Annotated in this window: 19 protein-coding genes; 12 read left to right on the plus strand and 7 right to left on the minus strand. The window is 71.8% G+C overall.

The window, feature by feature from the left end; all coding sequences use genetic code 11:
• Positions 1-143: 143 nt before the first annotated feature.
• The 3 genes from AKJ13_RS15015 to AKJ13_RS15025 form a co-directional block, all read right to left on the minus strand.
• A complete protein-coding gene (locus tag AKJ13_RS15015) occupies positions 144-1,235 on the minus strand; it encodes an alkene reductase (protein ID WP_050734054.1) in 1,092 nt (363 codons plus the stop codon).
• Between the two features lie 166 nt (positions 1,236-1,401).
• On the minus strand, positions 1,402-1,719 hold the full coding sequence (locus AKJ13_RS15020; RefSeq protein ID WP_348270939.1) for a DUF6036 family nucleotidyltransferase: 318 nt from the start codon (positions 1,717-1,719) through the stop codon (positions 1,402-1,404).
• A 93-nt stretch (positions 1,720-1,812) separates the two neighbouring features.
• The gene (locus tag AKJ13_RS15025) at positions 1,813-3,957 is read right to left on the minus strand and encodes a sodium-translocating pyrophosphatase (protein ID WP_050734056.1); all 2,145 of its coding nucleotides are present in this window, start codon (positions 3,955-3,957) and stop codon (positions 1,813-1,815) included.
• Positions 3,958-4,439: 482 nt separating this feature from the next.
• On the opposite strand from AKJ13_RS15025, the gene AKJ13_RS15030 reads away from it, so the two are divergent.
• Entirely contained in the window at positions 4,440-4,841 is a 402-nt protein-coding gene (locus AKJ13_RS15030) for a hypothetical protein (RefSeq protein WP_007564204.1), read from the plus strand.
• Here the strand turns inward: AKJ13_RS15030 and thiL are convergent.
• The 4 genes from thiL to AKJ13_RS15050 all read right to left on the minus strand — a co-directional run bounded on the left by thiL (position 4,761) and on the right by AKJ13_RS15050 (position 7,530).
• Positions 4,761-5,750 (minus strand): thiamine-phosphate kinase, encoded by a 990-nt coding sequence (gene thiL / locus AKJ13_RS15035; protein ID WP_050734057.1) that lies wholly within the window; start codon positions 5,748-5,750, stop codon positions 4,761-4,763. The two genes, AKJ13_RS15030 and thiL, sit on opposite strands and share 81 nt — an antisense overlap.
• A 3-nt stretch (positions 5,751-5,753) precedes the next feature.
• Positions 5,754-6,218, minus strand: coding sequence for a transcription antitermination factor NusB (nusB, locus tag AKJ13_RS15040; RefSeq protein WP_244471613.1), 465 nt, complete (start codon positions 6,216-6,218; stop codon positions 5,754-5,756).
• A 143-nt stretch (positions 6,219-6,361) separates the two neighbouring features.
• Positions 6,362-6,850 carry a 6,7-dimethyl-8-ribityllumazine synthase gene (gene ribH / locus AKJ13_RS15045; RefSeq protein WP_050734059.1) on the minus strand — a complete coding sequence of 163 codons (489 nt, stop codon included), beginning with the start codon at positions 6,848-6,850 and terminating at the stop codon, positions 6,362-6,364.
• A 110-nt stretch (positions 6,851-6,960) separates the two neighbouring features.
• Positions 6,961-7,530 (minus strand): carboxymuconolactone decarboxylase family protein, encoded by a 570-nt coding sequence (locus tag AKJ13_RS15050; protein ID WP_144426255.1) that lies wholly within the window; start codon positions 7,528-7,530, stop codon positions 6,961-6,963.
• A gap of 176 nt (positions 7,531-7,706) precedes the next feature.
• On the opposite strand from AKJ13_RS15050, the gene AKJ13_RS15055 reads away from it, so the two are divergent.
• The 11 genes from AKJ13_RS15055 to dxs all read left to right on the plus strand — a co-directional run.
• Positions 7,707-8,429: an SDR family oxidoreductase gene (locus tag AKJ13_RS15055; protein ID WP_039903081.1), complete on the plus strand. Its 723-nt coding sequence runs from the start codon at positions 7,707-7,709 to the stop codon at positions 8,427-8,429.
• Between the two features lie 26 nt (positions 8,430-8,455).
• A complete protein-coding gene (locus tag AKJ13_RS15060; RefSeq protein WP_050734061.1) occupies positions 8,456-9,574 on the plus strand; it encodes a hypothetical protein in 1,119 nt (372 codons plus the stop codon).
• A complete protein-coding gene (locus AKJ13_RS15065; RefSeq protein ID WP_050734062.1) occupies positions 9,571-10,041 on the plus strand; it encodes an NUDIX hydrolase in 471 nt (156 codons plus the stop codon). Before AKJ13_RS15060 ends, AKJ13_RS15065 begins: the two co-directional genes overlap by 4 nt.
• Positions 10,038-10,484 (plus strand): TIGR02301 family protein, encoded by a 447-nt coding sequence (locus tag AKJ13_RS15070; protein WP_050734063.1) that lies wholly within the window; start codon positions 10,038-10,040, stop codon positions 10,482-10,484. The genes AKJ13_RS15065 and AKJ13_RS15070 overlap by 4 nt, the downstream gene beginning before the upstream one ends.
• A gap of 159 nt (positions 10,485-10,643) precedes the next feature.
• A complete protein-coding gene (locus AKJ13_RS15075) occupies positions 10,644-10,898 on the plus strand; it encodes a hypothetical protein (protein ID WP_007564226.1) in 255 nt (84 codons plus the stop codon).
• A 113-nt stretch (positions 10,899-11,011) separates the two neighbouring features.
• Positions 11,012-11,866, plus strand: coding sequence for a folate-binding protein YgfZ (locus AKJ13_RS15080; RefSeq protein WP_050734064.1), 855 nt, complete (start codon positions 11,012-11,014; stop codon positions 11,864-11,866).
• A gap of 61 nt (positions 11,867-11,927) precedes the next feature.
• On the plus strand, positions 11,928-12,542 hold the full coding sequence (locus AKJ13_RS15085) for a DNA-3-methyladenine glycosylase I (RefSeq protein ID WP_050734065.1): 615 nt from the start codon (positions 11,928-11,930) through the stop codon (positions 12,540-12,542).
• Entirely contained in the window at positions 12,539-13,141 is a 603-nt protein-coding gene (locus AKJ13_RS15090) for a hydrolase (protein WP_050734066.1), read from the plus strand. The genes AKJ13_RS15085 and AKJ13_RS15090 overlap by 4 nt, the downstream gene beginning before the upstream one ends.
• Before the next feature lie 53 nt (positions 13,142-13,194).
• The gene (locus AKJ13_RS15095; RefSeq protein ID WP_050734083.1) at positions 13,195-13,707 is read left to right on the plus strand and encodes a protein-tyrosine-phosphatase; all 513 of its coding nucleotides are present in this window, start codon (positions 13,195-13,197) and stop codon (positions 13,705-13,707) included.
• Positions 13,708-13,908: 201 nt separating this feature from the next.
• A complete protein-coding gene (locus tag AKJ13_RS15100) occupies positions 13,909-14,169 on the plus strand; it encodes an exodeoxyribonuclease VII small subunit (RefSeq protein WP_007564235.1) in 261 nt (86 codons plus the stop codon).
• A gap of 43 nt (positions 14,170-14,212) precedes the next feature.
• The coding region (gene dxs / locus AKJ13_RS15105) for a 1-deoxy-D-xylulose-5-phosphate synthase (protein WP_050734067.1) at positions 14,213-15,732 on the plus strand (1,520 nt) is incomplete at its 3' end.

The raw sequence follows: 15,732 nt of genomic DNA on the forward strand, positions 1-15,732 counted from the left end.
CCGGGACATATGTGGCGGCCGCCCCGGCCCTTGCGCGCCGGCGAGGCGGCGGTCGCGCAGGACGGGTCCTGGGAAACCGTCGCTCCGCGATCACCGCGGCACCGGGACCCCTCGCGCGGGCTCCGGTATCGCGTCGACCCGGATCAGGCCGCCCGGGCTTCGTCCAGGGTCGGATAGTCGATGTAGCCCTTCGGTCCCTGGCTGTACCAGGTCGCGGCCTCGTCCTTGGCGAGCGCCGCGCCCTTGGCGATGCGCTCGACCAGGTCCGGGTTGGCGATGTAGGTCCGGCCGAACGCGATCGCGTCGGCCTCGCCGGCATCCAGCACCTTCTGGCCGCTGATCCCGTCGTAATCGGCGTTGAGGATCATCGGGTTGCGGAACACCTTGCGCATCGCCGGGGCGATCGGCGGGCGGTCGGCCTTGCCGAAGGTCCCGTCCGGGCCGGGCTCGCGCATCTCCAGGAAGGCGATGCCGCTGTCGGCCAGCGCCTGGGCGGCGGCCACGAACAGGGGCTCCGGATCCGAATCGTTGGTGCCCTGGATCGCGCCGTTGGGCGACAGGCGCACGCCGGTGCGCTCGGGCCCGGCGACGCCGGCAACCGCGTCGGTCACCTCGCGCAGCAGCCGCACGCGGTTGGCGATCGAGCCGCCATACTGGTCGGTGCGGTGGTTGGTGCCGTCGCGCAGGAACTCGTCGATCAGGTAGCCGTTCGCGGCGTGGATCTGCACCCCGTCGAACCCGGCCGCAATGGCATTGGCGGTGGCGCGCTCGTAATCGGAGAGCAGCCGCGGGATCTCGGCCACCTCCAGGGGCCGCGCCTCGGCATAGGGCTTCTTGCCGGAATAGGTGTGGGCCTGGTCCGGGGCCGTGGTGACCGAGGCCGAGACCGGCTTGGCGCCGCCCAGAAAGTCCGGATGGACCAGCCGGCCCATATGCCAGATCTGGCAGACGATCTTGCCGCCGCGATCGTGCACGGCCTTCACGATCGGCCGCCAGGCATCGACCTGTTGGTCGGACCAGATGCCCGGCGCGAAGGGCCAGCCCAGGCCCTCCTGGGAGATGCCGGTGGCCTCGGTGAGGATCAGGCCGGCGCCGGCGCGCTGGGCGTAATACTCCACCATGAGCGGGGTCGGCACATGCTCACGGGTGGCGCGGCCGCGGGTGAGCGGGGCCATGAAGATCCGGTTCTTCGCCTCGATGGCGCCGATGCGGATCGGCTCTAGCAGGGACGGCATGGAAACCTCGTGCTGGTGCGGCGGCGGCGCCGCCCGTCAGTCAGACGCCGAGGTGGCGTCGCGGCGCGGTGATGCCAGGGTGCAGCGCAGCACCGGGGCTCGGTCCGTGCGCGAGCGCACGTCTCAGGAGGGTGGGATCATCCCGGGAGATTTGGGGCGGCCAGCGTCATTCCCGAATGAGCGATCTCAGGCCGCATTCGGCCGCGAGCCACGCGAGCCGCCGCATCATCTCGTGCCTTTCAGGGACACGGTCGGGCATGCGGACAAGCGGGGCGGCCATCGTCTCGAGCGAGAAGAGTTTCGCTCGGATCCCCGATCTCAGCCAATCCCTGTCCTTGTCTCGCCAGGCAACGACCTTGGACAAGGCAAGGTCATCGGGATCGGGGACGATCGTCGTCACGCCCGGGCACCCGGCACTCAGGCGCCTCAGGATGAGGACGCGGGTGGGATGCTCGCCCAGACCTCGTCGTGGCCCCACCGTCATTGCGAGCGCAGCGAAGCAACCCAGGGACACACGACCTTCACGGAGCGCGCGCTGCGCGCGAGCCCGGCGCGGATCGGCGCCGGGCCCCGCCCCTCAATAATGCGCCAGCACCGCCAGCAGCAGCAGGGCGATGATGTTGGTGATCTTGATCGCCGGGTTCACCGCGGGGCCGGCCGTGTCCTTGTAGGGGTCGCCGACCGTGTCGCCGGTCACCGCGGCCTTGTGGGCGTCGGAACCCTTGCCGCCGTGGTGGCCGTCCTCGATGTACTTCTTGGCGTTGTCCCAGGCGCCCCCGCCCGAAGTCATCGAGACCGCGACATAGAGGCCGGTGAGGATCACGCCGAGCAGGCTCGCACCCACCGTGGCGAAGGCCTGGCTCTTGCCGGCGATGAGCTGGATCACGAAGAACAGCACGATCGGCGACAGGACCGGCAGCAGCGAGGGGACGATCATCTCCTTGATCGCCGCCCGGGTCAGCATGTCGACCGCGCGGCCATAATCCGGCCGGTCGGTGCCCTGCATGATCCCGGGCTTCTCCCGGAACTGGCGCCGGACCTCCTCGACCACCGCGCTCGCCGCCCGGCCGACCGCCGTCATGGCGATGCCCGCGAACAGGAACGGGATCAGGCCGCCGAGCAGCAGCCCGACCACCACGTAGGGGTTGGACAGGGAGAAATCGACGCTGACGCCCTGGAAGAACCGGTACTGCGTCGGGCTCGCATTGGCGATGAAGTAGTTCAGGTCCGACGTGTAGGCGGCAAACAGCACCAGGGCGCCGAGGCCGGCCGAGCCGATCGCGTAGCCCTTGGTCACCGCCTTGGTGGTGTTGCCGACGGCGTCGAGCGCGTCCGTGGACTTGCGGACATCCGGGGGCAGGCCGGCCATCTCGGCGATGCCGCCGGCATTGTCGGTGACCGGCCCGAAGGCGTCGAGCGCCACGATGAAGCCGGCCAGCGCCAGCATCGCGGTGACCGCGATGGCGATGCCGAACAGGCCGGCCAGCGCATGGGTCGCGATGATGCCCGCCACGATCACGATGGCCGGAAGCGCGGTCGATTCGAGCGAGATCGCCAGACCCTGGATCACGTTGGTGCCGTGGCCCGTCACCGAGGCGTCGGCGATGGATTTCACCGGGCGGAAATTGGTCCCGGTGTAGTACTCCGTGATCACCACGATCAGCGCCGTGATGGCGAGCCCGATCACCGCGCAGCCGAACAACCCGCCCGAGGTGAAGGTCACGCCTGTCGAGGTGGTGAAGGCGGTGGAGAAGCCGCCCAGCAGAGTCAGGTTGACGATGGCGATCGCCGCCACCGAGAGCACGCCCGCGGTGATCAGCCCCTTGTACAGGGCGCCCATGATCGACTGGTTGGCGGAAAGCCGCACCGCGTAGGTGCCGGCGATCGAGGTGACGATGCAGGCCGCCCCGATGGCCAGCGGATAGAGCATCATCGGCTCGAGCACCGCCCGGCCGCTGCCGGTGGGGCCGGAGAAGAAGATCGCGGCCAGCACCATGGTGGCCACGATGGTCACCGCGTAGGTCTCGAACAGGTCGGCGGCCATGCCGGCGCAGTCGCCGACATTGTCACCGACATTGTCCGCGATGGTGGCCGGGTTGCGGGGATCGTCCTCCGGGATCCCGGCCTCGACCTTGCCGACGAGGTCGCCGCCGACATCCGCGCCCTTGGTGAAGATGCCGCCGCCGAGCCGGGCGAAGATCGAGATCAGCGAGGCGCCGAAGCCGAGCGCCACCAGCGCGTCGATCACCTCGCGGCTCGACGGGTCGAGCCCGGCGCCGCGGGTGAGGAAGAGGTAGTAGAAGGCCACCCCCAGCAGGGCGAGGCCGGCCACCAGCATGCCGGTCACGGCGCCGGACTTGAACGCCATGTCGAGGCCGGCGCCCAGCGAGGTCGAGGAGGCCTGGGCGGTGCGGACATTGGCGCGCACCGAGACGTTCATGCCGATGAAGCCGGCCGCCCCCGACAGGACCGCGCCGATCAGGAAGCCGACCGCGACCTTGATCCCGAGGAACACCGCCAGCAGCACGAACAGCACCACGCCGACCAGGCCGATGGTGAGGTATTGCCGCTTCAGATAGGCCTGCGCGCCCTCCGCGATGGCGGCGGCTATCTCCTGCATGCGCTGGGTGCCGGCATCCCGCCGCATCACGTCGAGGATCGTGACGATGCCGTAGGCGACGGCACAGAGCCCGCCCACGATGATCAAGGTCAAAGGGATCATGCTCTCTACCGTCCTTGTTTTTATCGTGCCTGGCGGGGGCTTGTGATTCTTGTCGAGCTTGACCGTCCGGAGACGGTCATGGGACGTGGCGCTCGATTCGGGGCATTCCTTCCCAAAGGTTCGTCTTGGCGCGACCATTGCCGACAGGGTGACCAGTTCGGCGACGTGGGCGCGTCTCGGCAGAGGATTAGAATCGGACCGATCATGGCGTGATCGATCCGACTCTAGTTGCCAAACTTCGCCGGTGAGCGCAAACGCCGCATCCGACGTTGTTGGCACTGCGGCATGCGAATGCTGCACTGCATTGATGAACGGCGCGGCTTTGCTGCGAATGCTCTGCGACGGGACGCGGATCGCGCAGCATCATCTCTTCGAAGGGATGGCTGCCGATGGGACCGGATCCGTCGCCTGATTGCGGGGCTTAACCCGCGGTTAACCATACGGCATTCTACTTTCGGTTGTATAACCGGATGGGGCTGGAAATGAGCAGCGACCAGGTCGCCAAGCTGGCGGCGACGATCGAGGTGTTGACTGGAGCGGTGCATTTCCTGATCGCCGAGCGGGTCGCGGCCCAGCCGGAGGCGATCCAGGGCGAGCTGCTGCACATCCTGCAGCGGGCCCTCTCAACGCCGCCCCGCCCGGAGGAGGCGCTGACCGGCCGCTCCGCGCTGACGCCCGGCGACCTGGCCCTCTGGATGCCGATCGTGGCCGCCGGGATGATGGACGAAGTCCGCCGCCAGATCGGCCGCCAGCCCGAGGGCGTGACCCACATCGTCCTCGGCCGGACCAGCCCGGGCCCCGCCTCAGAAGTGGCTGAACGCCCCAGCCGCGAACACGCGCGCGGTGCCGTCGCCCATTTCGAAGCCGGGCGGGCCGTCGCCTGAGGTGACGGTGCCGATGGCAGTGAGCGGGATCCCGGCCTGCGCGGCCTCGGCGAGGAGCGCGTCGAGGGTCTCCGGGGCGACCGTGCAGAGAATTTCGTAATCGTCGCCGCCGGTCAGGATCGGCTCGATCAGGCCGGGCTCCGCGTCCCGCGCCCGGGCGGCGGCCTCCGAGAGCGGCACGGCCCCGATCCGGGCGGTCCGGCCGGCGCCCAGCATCTTGGCGAGGTCGCCGGCGAGCCCGTCCGACACGTCCATCGCGGCCGAGGCGTGACGGCGGATCGCGCCCGCCAAGGCGAGGCGCGGGCGCGGATGCAGGTAGCGGTCGGCCAGCAGCGCCTGCTGCGCCGGATCGAGGGAGGTTGCCCAGGCTGCCTCCGGCTCCAGGCGCAGCCGCAGCCCGAGCGCGGCGTCGCCGATCGTGCCGCTGACGCAGATCCGGTCGCCGACCCGCGCGGTGCCGCGCCGGACGATGCCGCCTTCCGGCACCTCGCCGAACGCGGTGACCCCGATCAAGGCCGGCCCGCCGGAGCGCACCGTGTCGCCGCCGAGCAGCGGGCAGCCGGCCTCGGCCGCCGCCGCCCCGAGCCCCTCGGAGAAGCCGGCGAGCCAGGCCTCCGTCCAATCGTTGGGCAGCGCCAGGGTCAGAAGGAAGCCGCGCGGCACCGCGCCCTTGGCGGCGATGTCGGACAGGTTCACCCCGAGCGCCTTGCGGGCGATCGAGGCCGGGGGATCGTCGGAGAAATAGTGGATCCCGGCCACCACCGCGTCGGCAGTGACCACGAGATCGTGCCCGGGGGTCGGGGTCAGGGTCGCGGCATCGTCCCGCAGCCCGTCCGCCCCCGGCCCCGCCAGGGGGGCGAAGTAGCGAGCGATCAGCCCCTCCTCGGAGGCGCGATCCGGCCCGGCCACGGCTCAGGCCTTCTTGGGGGCGGGCTTTCCGGGGCCAGGCTTGCCGGCGCCGGCCTTACCGCCGCCTTTGGGCGCGCTGACCTCGCCCGGACGGACCTCCCGGGCGACCCGGTCGAGCACGGCGTTGACGAGACCCGGCTCGTCGGCGGTGTAGAAGCTGTGGGCCACGTCGACATATTCCGAGATTGCCGCCGGGGCCGGCACGTCGGGCCGGAACAGGAGCTCGTAGGCCCCCGCCCGCAGGATCGCCCGCAGCACGATCTCGATCCGCCGCAGCGGCCAGCCCTGGGCCAAAGCCTGGTCGAGCTTCTGGTCGATCGCCCGCTGCTCCTCGACCGTGCCGCGCAGCAGGTCGCGGAAGAAGGCGGTCTCGGCCTTGGGATGCACGATCCCGTCCACCTCCTGACCGATCCAGAAGGCCTCGAACTCGGCGAGCGCGTCGAGGACGCCCTTGCCAGAAATGTCCATCTCGTAGAGCGCCTGCACCACGGCGAGGCGCGCGCCGCTGCGCGGGCTGATGGCGCGGGCGGTCTCCTGGGCGGCGCTGTCGGCGCTGTCCGGGGTGGCGTCGTCCGGCCTGGTTTCGGTGGTCCCGGTCATGTCGGTTCTCGTTATCGCGGGCGCGCCGCCTCGGCCGCGCGCTTGAGGGCGAGCACCCCGAGCGCCGCCTCGGCCGCGCCGCCGCCCTTGTTCATCTCGGCGACCCGGGCGCGTTCTAGCGCCTGCGCCTCGGTCTCGACCGTGAGGATGCCGTTGCCGAGCGGCAGCCGGCGCTGGACCGAGAGGTCCATCAGGGCGCGGGCGCTCTCGCCGGCCACGATGTCGTAATGCCCGGTCTCGCCGCGGATCACGCAGCCCAGCGCCACCACGGCGTCGTAGTCGTCCGCCAGGATCGCCACGGCGGCGGGGATCTCCAGGGCGCCCGGCACCGTCACCACGGTGGCGTGCGCGGCGAACGCCTCGATCACCGCGAGCGCGCCGGCCAGCAACTCGTCGGCGAGCGCCTCGTAGTAGCGCGCCTCGACGACGAGGATGCGGGCGCCGGCAAGCGCCGGATCCGCGGGCATCGGCGCCGTGGCGGCGCGGGTATGGGCGACCATGGCTTCGTCCGGTCGGTTTTTCGGGGGTTGGCGGGGCGCCGCGCGTCGGGCGCCCACGGGATAGAGGGACGGTTAGACCGAAGCGGCCGGCGCGACAAGCGCCGCGGCCGCTACCGCACCAGAGGCGGCAGCGGCGGTGGCCCGTCCTCGGGCAGCGCCGTGCGGGCGACGTTCATGGTCATGGCGAGCAGCGCGTAGTAGCCATTGATGCCGGTGAGATCGATCGCCCCCTGCTCGCCGAACTGCGCGACCACAGCGGCGTAGGTGGCATCGCTCACCGCGCGGTTGTGCTGCAGCTCGGTCGAGAACGCGTAGGCGAGCGCCTCCTCGGCGCTCATCGTGTCGGGGCGCCGCCCCTCGGCCAGGGCCTGTGCGGCCTCGGGCGCGACCCCGGCCTTGAGGGCGATCGGGTGGTGGATCTGCCACTCGACCTGCTGGCTCCACAGCCGGGCGACGATCAGGATCACGAACTCGCTGATGCGCAGCGGCAGGGCGCTGCCGTAGCGCAGGTACAGCCCCATGCGGCTGGCGCATAGCATCAGATCGGGACTGCGCAGCAGCGGGACGAACGGCCCGAACACCGGGACCCCGCGCTCGGCCCGGAACGCCGCCGCGGCCGCGGCCTGCGCCGCCGAGAGGGTCTCGGCGGGTATCTCCGGCAGGCGGTCCGTATCCGTCATGGCTTGCCCCATCTCCCTTAACCGTACGCGCGTGACGCACTCTGGATTTTCGAGGCCTGTCAGCCTAGACCCGTCAGGCTCACCGGGACGACGAGCGCCCGATCCGGACGCGATCCGAAACCCCGCCAGCGAGGCTTACGGCTTTGGCCCTCCCCGTCAACGAACGCCGGCGCATCATGCTGCTCACGGGCGCGAGCCGGGGCATCGGCCACGCCACGGTCAAGCGCTTCTCGGCGGCCGGTTGGCGGGTCATCACCTGCTCGCGTCACGCCTTCCCCGAGAACTGCCCCTGGGAGATGGGTCCCGAGGACCACCTCCAGGTCGATCTCGCGGACGCACAGGACACGATGCGCGCCATCGAGGAGGTCCGGGGCCGGCTCGACGCCGAGGGCGGCGTGCTGCACGCGCTGGTCAACAATGCCGGCATCTCGCCCAAGGGCCCCGGCGGCGAGCGCCTGGGGGCCCTGGCCACCGAGTTCGACGGCTGGCAGCGGGTGTTCCAGGTCAATGTCTTCGCCACGATCCTGCTCGCCCGGGGCCTGCGCGATGAGCTCGCCCGCGCCCGGGGCTCGATCGTCAACGTCACCTCGATCGCCGGCTCCCGGGTCCACCCCTTCGCGGGCGCGGCCTACGGCACCTCCAAGGCGGCCCTGGCCGGCCTGACCCGCGAGATGGCCGCCGATTTCGGCCCCCTCGGCGTGCGAGTGAACGCGATCTCCCCCGGCGAGATCGACACCTCGATCCTGTCGCCCGGCACGGAAAAGCTCGTCGAGCAGATCCCGCAGCGGCGGCTCGGCACCCCGGACGAGGTCGCCAAGGCGATCTACTTCCTGTGCACCGACGCCTCGTCCTACGTGAACGGGGCCGAGCTGCACATCAACGGCGGCCAGCACGTTTGACCCGCCGATCCGGGCGACTGACCGCCATGCGCCACACTCCGGCCGTCGGGCGCCGGAGCTTCGCGATCCTCCTCGGCCTGAGTCTGTGCGCGCCGCTCGCCTCTGCCCGCGCGGAGGCGCCGGGCGTCCGGATCCTGGACCTGCCCTTCACGGTGCGGGCCCTGCGCGGGCCGCGCAGCGAGGCCGCGGTCTCGGTGGCGACCTCCGGCCTGCTGCCGATCGCCGGCGCGAAATCCAGCCCGTCGGCGGGTGACGAGGAGAGCGCCCCGATCGCCGTGGTCTGGGGCGACGACGGCGGCGCGGTGCTCAACGTGGTCGACGGCACGGTCACGGTCCGGCCGATCGGCCGCGACGCCGTCGAGGGACTGACCGCCGCCGAGACGCCGCGGGGCGCCCTGCCGGGCTCGCGCCGGGTCCTGGCCGGGGCGCTGAGCGCCTATCTCACCGGCCGCACCCGGGCGCCCGACGGGAGCGAAGCCGCCGCGGTCCTCACGATCCGCGAACGCCAGCCGATGGCGGTCAGCACCGACCCGAAGCCCGTCCCGGTCGCCACCGTCACGGTACCGGCGGGGGGCGAGGCGGTGTTCGCGCCGCTCCGGCCGCGCCTGCTGCGCCTCGCCGGCCGCCCGGCCCTCCTGGCCGCGACCCTCGCGGGAGCGGATGCGGGCGGGCTCGTGCTGATCGGGCACCCGGACGGTCAGGCGGGCTGGGCCGTCACGGCGCGCACGCCGCCGCAGCCCGGGCCACCCCTCAAGATCGCCGGCATCGCGGATTTCGCCGGTTCCGGCGGCGTCCAGGCCGCGTCGGTGAGCGCCCGGGGGCTGCTGCAGCTCTGGACGCTGTCCACCGACGCGATCGAACCGGCCGGCGAGGCCCCGGGCTACGCGGCCGGCGAGGGCGATGCCGACCTCGCCGTCACGATCCCGGCCGCCGGGCCGCCCGAGCTCGTCCTGCCGGTGGCGGGCCGTCCCGAAATCGCCCTCATCCAGGCCAAGGGGTCGCTGCACGAGCGCCTGCGCATCCCGCTGCCGGCGCCGGCGACCACCGGCATCGTGGCGTTGGGCGAGGGCGCGGCGACGCGACTGCTCGTCGGCCTCGCCGACGGGCGCGTCGCCGTCATCGCCCCGGACGGAGGCAAGCCATGAGTGAGGGCGTGGCCGATGGTGGCAGCCGCCTGTTCCCGACCCGGCCGTTCGTGGGCGCGTCGATCGCGGTGATCCGCGACGGGCGCGTCCTGCTGGCAGCCCGGGCGAACGAGCCGATGCGCGGCGTCTGGACCCTGCCGGGCGGCCTCGTCGAAGCGGGCGAGGCGCTGGCCGAGGCGGCGTTGCGGGAGTTGTCCGAGGAGGTCGGCCTGACGGCCGAGGTGGTCGGCGTTCTCTCGCCCACGGAGATCATCGTCCGGGACGAGGCGGGCCGCGCCCGCCACCATTACGTCGTCCATCCGCATGCCGCCCTGTGGCGGGGCGGCGAGCCCGTGGCCGGGCCGGAAGCCCTCGGGGTCCGCTGGGCGACGCTTGAGGAGGTCGCCGGCCTCGCGACGACCCCGGGCCTGATCGACACCCTGGACGAGGCGTTCGCGCGGGTGCGCGACAGAGGGGCGCGCGCGTGAGGTTTCCGGTCATCCTGTGCCTGGCCGCGACCCTGGCCGGCCCGGCCCTGGCGCAGCAGCGCGGCACCCGCGCGGCGCCGGCTCCCGCGAAGGAGGCGCCCAAGGAATCCGCCAAGGAGACGACCCCGCAGGCGGACGCGCCCGCTCCCTACGACCGCGACCTGATGCGGATGTCCGAGATCATCGGGGCGCTCGCCTTCCTGCGCAGCCTCTGCGCGGCGCCCGACGCTGCGGAATGGCCCTCCCGCATGAAGGCGCTGATCGACTCCGAGGGCGTGACCCCGGCCCGCCGCGACCGGCTGGCGGGCGCCTACAATCGCGGTTATCGCAGCTACGCGCTGACCTACCGGGTCTGCACCCCGGCCGCGCACGAGGCGGCCGCCCGCTACGTCGCCGAGGGCGACAGGCTGTCGCACGCCTTGGCTGGGCGTTTCGGCGGGTGATGCAGAGGCAACACACCTTTCCGGCATCCCCGAAAAGCATCAACTTCGAGCGCCCGCGTTAACCGATCTGAAATTCCCGGCTGGCCGAGGCGCGGGGAGCCGCCTATCATTCTCTCGTCCGCCGGGTCCCGTGCCCGGCGCAACGGAAGTATCGGGCCCATGCAGCACATCTCTCAGACCGCCCCCATCGAGGTCGATGTCGAGGAGAAACGCGTCGCTCTGAGTTACGTCTCGGAAGCGTTCGCGGAAGGCTGCCTCGACGGGCTCGACGGTGATTGCATGGCGCAGGCCGCCCTGTTCGCCGCCTTCCAGGAACTGGTGATGACCTACGGCGAGGAGGCCACCGCGCGCTACGCCGAGGGCTTTCCGGAGCGCATCCGCGGCGGTGCCTTCACCACGACCCTCCAGCATTGAGGAGAGCGGCGTCGGGCGATCCGGACGGTTGAGGCGGGCACCCGCAGCACCTACCTCCCGGCCACGCGATCCGGACCGCCGGATCGCCCCCGTCGCGTGAGGATCTGCCTGCCATGCCCGTCGCCCTGCTGCCCGACCGTGCCCTCGTCACCGTTACCGGGCCGGAGGCCGCCGCGCTGCTCCAGGGCGTGCTGACCTGCAACGTCGAGACCCTTGAGGATGCCGAGGCCCGCCTCGGCGCCCTGCTGGCGCCGCAGGGCAAGATCCTGTTCGACTTCCTGATCTCGCGGATCCCGGACGGGTTCCGGCTCGACACGGCCATCGACCGCGCCGCCGACCTGGCCAAGCGCCTGACCCTCTACCGGCTGCGCGCGCAGGTCGCGATCGCGGTCGACCCGACCGTGGCGGTGGCGGCCTCCTGGGCGGGGGCCTCCCCGGCGGTCGAGACCGACATGGTCGCGGATACCCGCCACATCGATCTCGGCGCCCGGCTCTACGCGGCCGAAGGCGCCTTCTCGGCCGATGCCGCGGAGGCCGACTATCACCGGCACCGCATCGCACTCGCTGTGCCCGAGGGCGGGCGCGACTACGCCTACGGGGATGCGTTCCCACACGAGGCGCTGATGGATCAGCTCGGCGGCGTCGACTTCAAGAAGGGCTGCTATGTGGGCCAGGAGGTGGTCTCGCGGATGCAGCACCGCGGCACCGCCCGCACCCGGATGCTGGCGGCCCGCTACGCCGGGGAGGCCCCGCCCCCCGGCACCGAGATCACCGCGGGCGGCAAGGCGCTCGGCACCACCGGCAGCGCCGCGGGCGCGCGCGGCCTCGCCCTCGTCCGGCTCGACCGCCTGGCCGACGCGCTCGCGGCCGGTGCGACGCCGCTGGCCGGCGATCGTCCGGTGACGCTCGAGAAGCCGGCCTACGCGACCTTCGCGCTGCCGGAGACGGCCGGATCGCCGGCGGCCTGACCGCGCATCGGACCGCGGAGCGGCGATGGCGTTCCGCTCCTGTTCTCGCTAAACCGGCGGGATGTCCGAGACCGGCCTGATCGATCATCCCGACGGTTGCCCCCGCTGCTGGTGGGCCGGCCACGACCCGCTCTACGTCGCCTATCACGACACGGAATGGGGCGTGCCCGAGCGCGACGGCCGCGCGCTCTACGAGAAGCTGATCCTCGACGGCTTCCAGGCCGGCCTGTCCTGGATCACGATCCTGCGCCGCCGCGACGGGTTCCGCGACGCGTTCTCCGGCTTCGATCCGGAGGCCATCGCCCGCTACGGCGAGGCCGAGGTCGCCCGGCTGATGAACGACCCCCGCATCATCCGCAACCGCGCCAAGATCCTGGGCACGATCGCGGGCGCCCGGGCCTGGCTGCGCATCGAGGGGAGCGGCCCCGGCTTTGCGCCGTTCCTGTGGGATTTCGTGGACGGGCAGCCGATCCAGGGTACCGCACGGACCCGCGCCGAGATCCAGACCGAGACGCCGGTCTCCCGGGCGATCGGCAAGGCTCTCAAGGCGGAAGGGTTTTCCTTCTGCGGGCCGACCATCGTGCACGCCTTCATGCAGGCCGTCGGCATGGTCAACGACCACCTCGTCGGCTGCCACCGGCACGCCCCCTGCGCCGAACTGGGACGCCCGGCATGACCGAGACGCACGATCCGGCGCCCCGGGCTTGGCAGCGGATGCTGTCCGGCCGCCGCCTCGACCTGCTCGACCCTGCGCCTCGGGACATCGAGATCGCCGACATCGCCCACGGGCTCGCCCGGGTCGCCCGCTGGAACGGCCAGACCCGCGGGCCGCACGTCTTCTCGGTGGCCCAGCACAGCCTGCTGGTGGAGGCGGTCGGCCGTCACATCGCCCCCGGCTGCACCGATCGCGAGGGGCTGGAACTGCTGCTGCACGATGCCCCGGAATACGTGGTCGGCGACATCATCTCGCCGCTCAAGGCCGCGATCGGCGACGCCTATCGCGGGGTCGAGCTGCGCCTGCTCGCCGCCGTGCGCGGCCGATTCGGCCTGGCCGAGCCCGCGCCCGCCCTCGGCCGCCTGGTCAAGCGCGCCGACCGGATCGCCGCCCATATCGAGGCCGTGGAGCTCGCGGGCTTCGCGCCCGACGAAGCGGAACTCCATTTCGGCGCAGCCCCGGAGCTGCCAGAGTCCGTCCGGGCCCTGGCCGAACCGTGGCCGACCGCCCAGGCCGAAGCGCAGTTCCTCGACCGTTTCCAGACCCTGTGCCGGACCTGAGCCCGGCGACCTCCGCCCTCGATCCGTCACGATCCCGCGCCATGGGCCGCCGCATGCCGAGTCTTCACGTCTGCCCCCTCTCGCGCCTCCCCGAGACCGTCGCCGCCACCGGGGCGAGCCACGTGCTCACGCTCGTCAATGTCGGCACGCCGCTCGAGCGGCCGGCGCTGATCAATGCTGAGAATCATACCGTCATCGGGGTCAGCGACATCGCGGAGCCCCGGGACGGACACGTTTTGCCGGCTGACGAGCACGTCGCCGGCATCCTGGCCTTCGCGCGGGCCTGGCCCCGGGACAAGCCGCTGGTGATCCATTGCTATGCCGGGATCAGCCGCTCCACCGCGGCGGCCTATATCGCGGCCTGCGCGCTGGCGCCGGAGCGCGACGAGGGCGCGATCGCCGACGCCCTGCGGGCGGCCTCCCCGTCGGCCACCCCCAATCCCCTGTTCGTGGCGATCGCCGACCGGATGCTCGACCGGGACGGCCGCATGGTCGCGGCGATCGCCCGGATCGGCCGCGGCGCCGAGGCGTTCGAGGGGACGCCCTTCTGTCTCACGCTTCCGTGACGGCCGCTCCCGAAACTTCCGGTTGTTGGCCCCTGCCGCCCTGTGCGCGGTCGTCCGGGGGCATTCCGCAAGGCGCGCCGAGTGTGGCGCAAAGGCCGCCGCGTCACGCCAAAACGGTGCGGATCGCCCCGGTGCCGCCCTCGCGTGGGTTGTGGCCGCACCGGCTGCCGCCTTAGAACCGACCCAAAGGATGTGTGTGGGATGAACGCGAGCAGACCCGAGGTGGCCCAGGCCGCCGGCGACCTGCCCTTCGAGAAGGCGCTGGAGCAACTCGAGGAAATCGTGCGCAGGCTCGAGCGGGGCGATGTCCCGCTGGACGAGTCCGTGGCGATCTATGAGCGCGGCGAGGTGCTGAAGAAGCACTGCGAGGCGCTGCTGAAGCGGGCCGAGGCGCGGATCCAGCGGATCACCCTCGGTGCCGACGGGCGGCCCGAGGGCGTGGCGCCGCTCGATATATCCTGAGGCTCGGCGGTCAGACCGATCCCGTCCGATAGAGGTTGATGCCGTGGCGATTTCCCCCGAGCTGAGCGCGCTTCTCGACCGTGTCCCGGAGCCGGCTGCGTTGCGCCAGCTTCCCGAATCGGAGCTGCAGGCGGTGGCGGACGCGGTTCGGGCCGAGATGATCGACGCGGTCTCGATCACCGGCGGCCATCTCGGCTCCGGGCTCGGCGTGGTCGAGCTCACCGTCGCCCTGCACCACGTGTTCGACACCCCCGACGACCGCATCGTCTGGGATGTCGGCCATCAGTGCTACCCGCACAAGATCCTCACCGGGCGCCGCGACCGTATCCGGACGCTGCGCCAGGGCGGCGGCCTGTCCGGCTTCACCAAGCGCTCCGAGAGCGTCTACGACCCGTTCGGCGCCGCTCATTCCTCCACCTCGATCTCCGCCGCGCTCGGCATGGCGGTCGCCCGCGACCTCGATGCCGACGCCGCCAAGGCCAAGGGCCGCGGTGTGAAGCGCCGCAACGCCATCGCGGTGATCGGCGACGGCTCGATGTCGGCCGGCATGGCCTACGAGGCCATGAACAATGCCGGCGCGCTGCATTCGCGCCTGATCGTCATCCTCAACGACAACGACATGTCGATCGCGCCCCCGGTCGGCGCCATGTCGGGCTACCTCGCCCGGCTGGCCTCGGGGGGCACCTACCAGTCGCTGCGCGAGACCGCCAAGCAGCTCGGCAAGCTCCTGCCCAAGGCGCTCTACCAGCGCGCCGCTGCGGCCGAGGAGTATGCCCGCTCGCTCGTGGTGGGCGGCGGCACGATGTTCGAGGAGATGGGCTTCCACTATGTCGGCCCCGTGGACGGGCACAACCTCGACCAGCTGCTGCCGGTGCTCAAGAACGTCCGCGACGCCGAGCACGGCCCGATCCTGCTCCACGTCGTCACCCGCAAGGGCAAGGGCTACGCCCCGGCCGAGGCCTCGGCCGACCGGTATCACGGCGTGGTCAAGTTCGACGTGGTCTCGGGCGTCCAGGCCAAGGCCAAGCCGAACGCCCCGGCCTATACGCGCGTGTTCGGCGAGAGCCTGATCAAGGCGGCGGATGCCGACGACAAGGTCGTGGCGATCACCGCGGCGATGCCGGGCGGCACCGGCATCGACCTGTTCGGCAAGGCGCATCCGGACAAGACCTTCGACGTGGGCATCGCCGAGCAGCACGCGGTGACGTTTGCCGGCGGCCTGGCGACGGAGGGCTACCGGCCGTTCGTGGCGATCTACTCGACCTTCCTGCAGCGGGCCTACGATCAGGTCGTGCACGACGTGGCGCTGCAGAACCTGCCCGTGCGGTTCTGCCTGGACCGGGCCGGGCTGGTCGGCGCCGACGGGGCGACCCATGCCGGAGCCTTCGACCTGGCGTATCTGTGCTGCCTGCCGAACATGACCGTGATGGCGGCTTCCGACGAGGCCGAGCTGGTGCACATGGTGGCGACGGCGCACGCGCATGACACGGGCCCGATCGCGCTGCGCTATCCGCGCGGCGAGGGCGTCGGCGTCGAGCTTCCGGAGCGGGGCGCGGTTCTGGC

The organism is Methylobacterium sp. ARG-1 (genome assembly GCF_001262595.1).
In the GTDB taxonomy this organism is placed as follows: Bacteria; Pseudomonadota; Alphaproteobacteria; order Rhizobiales; family Beijerinckiaceae; genus Methylobacterium; species Methylobacterium brachiatum.